Here is a 6000-nt window from a genome sequence, read left to right as displayed (position 1 = left end):
ATCCACCGAAGTGGACGGGGTATCAACTTCTGGCGTTGATTTTTGGCACGCTGTTGAGTTCTCAAGGAACGGACGCTTCCTTCGTACTCACCCTCTCGGGTTTTCCTCCGGGCTTCGTTCTTCGTTTCCGACTCTATCAGATCCTTTCGGGCCTGACCCCCGGTCAGCGGGGTTTGTCTTTCCGGCTGTTGGGCCGTTCCGACTCCCGAACTCTAGCGGATTTCCCGGGCGGCTCATAATCGGGCCTTGGAAATGAATTCGGGCATGCCGAATTCGTTCCCGGTGGGAGATCGTGCTGAGTTGGGTGCCGCTACGAGGCGGCGTGATCTGCTGTCACAGAACCGTTCCGGCTCCGGGACAACTCGAAGAACCTTACGGATCCACGGGCTTGGTGTCAAACCGGCTTCCCGTGCCGGTCCGGGCGGGCTACTGGAGGCCTTCGACCCGGTCCAGCAGGCGCGTGAGGATGTCGCCGAGGAGGGCGCGCTCCAGGGTGGAGAGGTCCTGGAGGAGGTCCTCCTCGAAGACCGTGGCCGCGCGCATCGCGTCGAGCCACTTGCTGCGGCCCTCGTTCGTCAGCTCCACGATCACCCTGACCCGGTTGGACTCGTCGCGCTCGCGGGTCACCAGGCCGTCCGCGGTCATGCGGTCGATCCGGTGGGTCATCGCGGCCGGCGTGAGGCCCAGCTGCTTCGCCAGCTCGCTCGGGCCCATCCGGTACGGGTCGCCCGCCAGCACGAGGGCCTTGAGGACCTCCCACTCGGCGTTGCTGATGCCCAGGGCCGCCGTCTGGCGTCCGTACGCGACGTTCATCCGGCGGTTGAGGCGGCTCAGCGCCGACACGACCTTCTCGACCTGGGGGTCGAGGTCCTGGAATTCGCGCTGGTAGCGGGCGATCTGCTCGTCGAGGCTCGGCTCGTGGACGGGCGTGGCTCCGTCGGGGGTGTCACCCATGGACCGAAGTATGGCACGAGCCCATTGGCATCTAACTCCTTCGATGTGTAGAGTTAAGCATCGAACTTTAGGTATGAAGTCTTCAGGCTTCAGTAGTGAAGGCAGGTGAGAAGTGACCAGGGTGATGGGCGCTGCGATGCGGCGGATCCAGGCCGGCAACGCGCTGACGGCGTTCGGGATCGGCTTCACGGTTCCGTTCCTCTACATCTACGTGGCGCAGGTGCGGGATCTCGGGGCGGCCACCGCGACGTGCGCTTTCGTGGCGTTCGCGCTGGGCGCTCTGCTCGCACTGCCCCTCACCGGCCGGGTCATCGACCGGCGCGGGCCCGTCCCCGTGGTCATGGGCGCCGCGGTCGCCGCGTCGCTGGGCGCGATGTCGCTGGGGCTGTCGAGCGGCGTCGTACCGATCCTGGTCTCGGCCCTGGCGCTGGGTGCCGGTCAGGCGGTCATGCAGCCCGCGCTGGCCACGATGATCGTGTGGTGCTCCACCCCGAGCACGCGTACGCGTGCCTTCGCGCTGCAGTTCTTCATGCAGAACCTGGGCCTGGGCATAGGCGGCCTCATCGGCGGCCAGATCGTGGACGTGGACCGTCCCGGCAGCTTCACCCTGCTGTTCGGCATCGAGGCCGTGATGTTCCTGGTGCTGGCGGGCGTGATCGCCACCGTGCGGATGCCGCACGCGCCGAGCATCAAGGACGCGGTGCCGAAGGACCCCGCCCAGTCCGGCGGGAGCGGCTGGAAGCGGCTGCTGGAGCACAAGGCGATGGTCCAGCTCTGCGTGCTGGGCTTCGTGATCTTCTTCGCTTGCTACGGACAGTTCGAGTCGGGTCTGGCCGCCTTCGGTACCGAGGCCGCCGGGATATCCCCCTCGACCCTCGGCTTCGCGCTGGCCGCCAACACCGGTGCGATCGTCGTGGCGCAGTTCGTGGTGCTGCGGCTGGTCGAGAAGCGGCGCCGGTCGCGGGTCATCGCGCTGGTCGGTGTGATCTGGACGGGTGCCTGGCTCATAGCCGGGTTCTCGGGCCTGGGGCACGGCAGCGCGATGATGGCCGCCGCCGCGTTCATCGCGACCTACGCCCTCTTCGGCATCGGCGAGGCCATGCTGTCGCCGACGCTGGCTCCGCTGGTGGCCGACCTGGCGCCGGAGGGTTCCGTCGGTCAGTACAACTCGGCGTTCGCCCTGGTCAAGCAGATGGCCTTGGCCCTCGGTCCGCTGGGCGTGCCGGTCGGCGCGGGCGTGCCGATGCTCTACATCGGGATCTTCGTCGTGGTCTCGCTCGGGATCGCCTGGCTGGCGCTGCGGCTGGGCGGGAAGCTGACGCCGGTGCAGGACAACCCGTCGCTGCTCAAGGGTGTGCCGGCCGCGGTGCCGGTCCCGCGGGCCGTCCCCGTCGCCGAGCCCGTGTCGGCGTAGCGGGAGAGCGAGCGCGTACGACGGAAGGCCCGGTCCGGTGGACCGGGCCTTCCGTGCGTCCGGCTACAGCACTACGTGCCCGGCAGGGCGAACTCGCACCAGACGGCCTTGCCGCCCGGGGTGCGGCGGGTGCCCCACGAGGAGGCGATGGTCGCGACGATGGAGATGCCGCGTCCGCTCTCGTCGGCCGGTTCGGCGCGGCGGCGGCGCGGGAGGTGGTCGTCCCCGTCGGTGACCTCGATGATCAGGCGGCGGTCCGTGCGGCGCAGCCGCAGGCGCATCGGCGGGGTGCCGTGCTGGAGGGAGTTGGCCACGAGTTCGCTGGCGGCCAGCACCCCGAGGTCGCACAGTTCGACCGGGAAGCGCCAGGAGGCGAGGACGCCCTGGGCGAAGGCGCGGGCCCGGGGAGCCGCCTCGATGCCGCCCAGCAGTTCCAGGGCCGCGTTGTGGAACAGCTCCGCGTCCGTGCCGATGCGGGCGGGCTGCTGGACGACCATCACGGCGACGTCGTCGTCGTGGTCGGCGTCCACGCCCAGCGCGCGCATCAGGCGGTCGCAGATGACGGCGGGGGTGCCCAGGGCGCCGGAGAGGGCGCGTTCCAGGGCGGCCACGCCCTCGTCGATGTCCTCGCCCCGGCGTTCGACCAGGCCGTCGGTGTAGAGGACGGCGGTGGAGCCGGGCCCGAGGGCGATGGTGCCGCTGGTGTGCAGCCAGCCGCCGGTGCCGAGCGGGGGCCCGGTGGGGTCGGCGGCGCGCCGGACGGTGCCGTCCTCGTCGCGGACCAGGATGGGCAGGTGGCCGGCGGAGGCGTAGGCGAGCAGGCCTTCACTGGGGTCGTGGACGGCGTACACGCAGGTGGCGATCTGGCTGGCGTCGATCTCGGCGGCGAGTCCGTCGAGGAGCTGGAGCACCTCGTGCGGGGGCAGGTCGAGCCGGGCGTAGGCGCGGACGGCCGTGCGCAGCTGGCCCATGACGGCGGCGGCGCGGACGCCGCGGCCCATCACGTCGCCGATGACGAGGGCGGTGCGGCCTGCGCCGAGGGTGATGACGTCGTACCAGTCGCCGCCGACGGCGGCTTCGGTGCCGCCGGGCTGGTAGGTGGCGGCGATGCGCAGGTCGTCGGGCTGTTCGAGCTCCTGGGGGAGCAGGGAGCGCTGGAGGGTGACGACGGCTTCGCGCTGGCGGCGCTCGGCGGTGCGCAGCCGGTCGACGGCTTCGGCGTGGTCGGTGACGTCGGCGAGGTGGATCAGGACGCCGGCGCTGCGGTCCGCGCCGTCGGTCTCGGGGAATTCCACGGGGGTGCAGGTGGCGGTGTAGGAACTGCCGCCGGGTGCCCTGCGGTTCTTGGCGGTACGGGGCTTGCCGCTGCGCAGGACCTGGTCGAGGAGCGGGAGCAGCCCCAGCTCGTCGATCTCGGGCAGGGCTTCGCGGGCCGCGGCGCCGGTGGGGCGGGGCCCGAAGCCAGTGGTGTAGGCGTCGTTGACGTAGGCGATGCGGTGCTCGGGGCCGTGGACGAGGGCGACGCGGGCCGGGAGGCAGCCGAGGACCTCGCGTACGGAGAGCAGGTCGAGGGAGGGCACCGCGGCGAGCGCGGCGGCGGAGCCGGTGCCCGTTCCGCAGACGGTGGGGTCCGCGGGGGCGGCGGGGGCGGCGGGTCCGCCGCCCGGGGTGGACGGGGTCCGTTCGGGGCCGGGGCCGGTGCCCGGAGGCTCGGCGCGGCCGCCGCGGGCCGCCGGGACGGAGCCTTCGCCCCGCTTGGCCTGGGCTGCGGCGTGTTCGGTCCGGGCGGCGGCGCGGCGCTGCGTTCCGGGAAACCGGGCGCTCCAGCGCGTGAAGTTCACTGCGTTCAAGCCTCGTGGTGTCGCTATTGGTCGCTACATCGCTCGTGCTCGGTCGCCGGGCGGCGTCACTCTGTGCAGGTGTGAGCCCACCTATGGTCACACGTCCCGTGTGGCCGACCGCACTGGCGACGTCAGCGCTGGTCGTCCTTCGGGGGGTTGGGGGCGGACGGGGGCGGCGGGGCCTTGGGTCCGCCGCCCGCGGCGAGTTCGAATTCGGCCCTGGGGTGTTCGAGGGAGCCGAGGGAGACGATCTCACGCTTGAAGAGCCCGGAGAGGGTCCATTCGGCGAGGACGCGCATCTTGCGGTTGAAGGTGGGGACGCGGCTGAGGTGGTAGCCGCGGTGCATCAGCCAAGCGGGGTAGCCCTTGAGCTTGCGGCCGTAGACGTGGGCGACGCCCTTGTGGAGGCCGAGGGAGGCGACGGAGCCGGCGTACTTGTGCGCGTACTCGGTGAGCACTTCGTCGCGCAGGGCGTGCACCAGGTTGTCGGCGAGGACCTTGGCCTGGCGGACGGCGTGCTGCGCGTTGGGGGCGCATTCGGTGCCCGCGGCGGCGGTGATGTCGGGGACGGCGGCCGCGTCGCCGGCGGCCCAGGCGTGTTCGACGCCCGCGACGGTGAGGAAGGCGGTGCAGTCGAGCCGGCCGCGCTCGGTGCGGGGCAGGTCCGATGCGGCGAGGACGGGGTGGGGTTTGACGCCGGCGGTCCACACGACGGTGCGGGTGGGGAAGCGGGCGCCGTCGCTGAGGACGGCGACGCGGTTCTCGCAGGATTCGAGCCGGGTCTCCAGGCGCAGGTCGATGTTGCGGGCGCGCAGTTCCCTGATCGTGTATTTGCCCATTTCGGGGCCGACTTCGGGGAGGATCCGGTCACTGGCTTCCACCAGCACCCATTTCATGTCTTCGGGTGTGACGTTGTGGTAGTACCGGGCGGCGTAGCGGGCCATGTCCTCGAGCTCGGCGAGTGCCTCGACGCCCGCGTAGCCGCCGCCGACGAAGACGAAGGTGAGGGCGGCGTCGCGGATGGCGGGATCGCGGGTCGAGGAGGCGATGTCCATCTGCTCGATGACGTGGTTGCGCAGGCCGATGGCCTCTTCGACGGTCTTGAAGCCGATGGCGTACTCGGCGAGTCCCGGGATGGGGAGGGTGCGGGACACGGAGCCGGGGGCGATGACGATCTCGTCGTACTCGATCTCGATGGCGCCGGTGCCCTCCTCGTCGGTGGCGAGGGTGGTGACGGTCGCGGTCCGTTTCGCGTGGTCGATGCTCCGGGCCTCGCCGATGACGATGCGGCAGCGGTTCAGCACGCGGCGCAGCGGTACGACGACGTGGCGGGGCGAGATGGAGCCGGCGGCCGCTTCGGGCAGGAACGGCTGGTAGGTCATGTACGGCTCGGGGGTGACCACCGTGACCTCGGCCTCGTCGGCTCTCAGCCTTCGCTGGAGCCGGAGCGCCGTGTACATGCCGACGTACCCGCCGCCGACGACGAGGATGCGTGTCCGGGGCGGGGTGCCGGGGGCCGTGCCCCGGGAGTTAGCAGCCTTCACCATCCCATGACGCAACGTGGCCGGGAGTTTGTCCACAGGCCCGACACATTGTGTGACCGGAGGTGGGGCCGGGGGCGGCCGGTCGGGAGGTGCCGTTGGGGGGTGAGGTGCGCAGGTCAGGCAGTGCGGAACGGGTAATTCCGGGGGCTTGGAACGGAAAAGTGGGGGTCGATGCTCCGATCGGGCGATGGTCCGTACGGGGCTGCCTCTTCTGAATTGAGTCTGGCTCAACTATGTTCGTAGCCCG

The 6000-nt window shown here is 70.9% G+C and carries 5 protein-coding genes; 2 read left to right on the top strand and 3 right to left on the bottom strand.

Annotated features, from left to right (window positions below; translation table 11 throughout):
* The coding region (locus AC0693_RS24185; RefSeq protein WP_478802827.1) for a hypothetical protein at positions 1-239 on the top strand (239 nt) is incomplete at its 5' end.
* Positions 240-426: 187 nt separating this feature from the next.
* Here the strand turns inward: AC0693_RS24185 and AC0693_RS24180 are convergent.
* A complete protein-coding gene (locus AC0693_RS24180) occupies positions 427-954 on the bottom strand; it encodes a MarR family winged helix-turn-helix transcriptional regulator (RefSeq protein WP_356403643.1) in 528 nt (175 codons plus the stop codon).
* 124 nt (positions 955-1078) lie between these two features.
* Here AC0693_RS24180 and AC0693_RS24175 point away from each other — a divergent pair, with 124 nt between their 5' ends.
* On the top strand, positions 1079-2368 hold the full coding sequence (locus AC0693_RS24175) for an MFS transporter (protein ID WP_356403640.1): 1290 nt from the start codon (positions 1079-1081) through the stop codon (positions 2366-2368).
* 71 nt (positions 2369-2439) lie between these two features.
* Here AC0693_RS24175 and AC0693_RS24170 read toward each other — a convergent pair whose 3' ends face one another.
* Together AC0693_RS24170 and AC0693_RS24165 are read right to left on the bottom strand one after the other, a co-directional pair.
* Entirely contained in the window at positions 2440-4209 is a 1770-nt protein-coding gene (locus AC0693_RS24170) for an ATP-binding SpoIIE family protein phosphatase (RefSeq protein WP_478802841.1), read from the bottom strand.
* Positions 4210-4340: 131 nt separating this feature from the next.
* Complete coding sequence (locus AC0693_RS24165; protein ID WP_478802826.1) at positions 4341-5756, bottom strand: NAD(P)/FAD-dependent oxidoreductase; 1416 nt, start codon at positions 5754-5756, stop codon at positions 4341-4343.
* Between the last annotated feature and the right edge of the window lie 244 nt (positions 5757-6000).

Source organism: Streptomyces sp. NPDC043876 (assembly GCF_056435825.1).
This window is presented reverse-complemented; position numbering and strand designations above follow the sequence as displayed.